The sequence below is a fragment of the Novosphingobium arvoryzae genome, assembly GCF_014652615.1.
GTDB lineage: Bacteria > Pseudomonadota > Alphaproteobacteria > Sphingomonadales > Sphingomonadaceae > Novosphingobium > Novosphingobium arvoryzae.
Map to the genome: position 1 here is coordinate 1 of NZ_BMZD01000021.1, position 1,388 is coordinate 1,388.

Annotated in this window: 2 protein-coding genes; both read left to right on the forward strand. The window is 55.3% G+C overall.

What is annotated here, in order from left to right; genetic code table 11:
* The first annotated feature begins 85 nt into the window (after nucleotides 1–85).
* The gene (locus IE113_RS16115) at nucleotides 86–1,117 is read left to right on the forward strand and encodes an IS110 family RNA-guided transposase (protein WP_189543353.1); all 1,032 of its coding nucleotides are present in this window, start codon (nucleotides 86–88) and stop codon (nucleotides 1,115–1,117) included.
* A gap of 67 nt (nucleotides 1,118–1,184) precedes the next feature.
* A partial coding sequence (locus IE113_RS16350) for a hypothetical protein (RefSeq protein ID WP_229822704.1) occupies nucleotides 1,185–1,388 on the forward strand: 204 nt, incomplete at its 3' end.

Consider the following 1,388-nt stretch of genomic DNA (forward strand, 5'->3'; position numbering starts at 1 on the left):
GAGATGGGGTGGATGCCGCTCTCCCCAACGGTGTCATAATGCACCAGCATTACGGTGCATTAGCCATCGGGATAGGAGAGGCAACATGACGGACGTAGTAATTATCGGGGTCGATCTGGCGAAGAACGTGTTTCAACTGCACGGCGCGGCCGCTGACGGGACAGTGGTTTTTCGTAAAAAGTTCACGCGGCCTATGTTTCAGCGTTTCATGGCTGACCATCCGCGCTGCCTGGTCGCAATGGAGGCTTGCGGCGGCGCTCATCATTGCGCCCGCGAGTTGGTCCGGCTCGGCCACGAGGTGAAGCTTATTGCTCCCCGCTATGTGAAGCCCTTTGTAAAACGACAGAAAAACGACGCCGCTGACGCCGAAGCTATCGTTGAAGCAGCCATGCGCCCGACCATGCGTTTTGTTGAACCCAAAACCATGGAACAGCAGGCCCGCGCCATCGTGTTCCGTACTCGGGAAAAATTCGTGAACCAGCGGACCGAAGCTATCAACGCTTTACGTGCCCACCTATATGAGTTCGGGTACATTGCACCCCAAGGTATTGGGTATTTGTCACGCCTCGAGGCAGTGGTTGATGACCCGAACTCAGACCTACCGGAACTGGCGCGAGATTTATGCCGTGCCTTGCTCAATCACATTGCACAATTAACGGCCTCGATCGAAGATCTCAAAAGGCGGATCGACAAGATATCGAAAGAGCAGGAAACATCCCGACGCCTGCAAACCATGCCGGGTGTTGGCCCGGTTGGTGCATTGGCAATCGAGACTTTCGCCCCACCAATGGACCAGTTCAAACGAGGCCGCGATTTTGCGGCATGGCTTGGCTTGGTGCCGCGACAAAACTCCAGCGGCGGCAAACAGCGTCTCGGCAAAACGTCGAAAATGGGACAGCGCGATATACGCCGTCTGCTGGTGACAGGCGCAATGGCTGTCGTGAACTGGGCATCACGTAAGGGCGCAGCGGAAGGAACATGGCTTGCGCGCATGTTGTCCCGGAAACCGCGCATGCTTGTTGCCATGGCTTTGGCTGGCAAAATGGCTCGTGGGATTTGGGCCATGCTTACGAGGCAAGAGGATTACAGGAATCCGGTATTGGTGGGTGTCGCCTGATCATTCAGCGGCTTTGATCGGTATCGGACAGTTGGGGTTGTAAGGAAGGCATGAACTGAATGGGCAAATGATCGATCTGATCGGGGTCAAGAAACCTGGAACCTTCTCAGAGCTTCGAGCTCGCCCCAGAGATTGGGACTTGATCCGCGCATCACCATCACGGCCAGCGATATCCAAAAAGTGCGCAACAAAAGGCCGGACAAAAGACCGCACTCGATCACGCGTTCATAAGTTCAGAAAATCCTTGCAAACCGAGCGGCATCCACAAAAG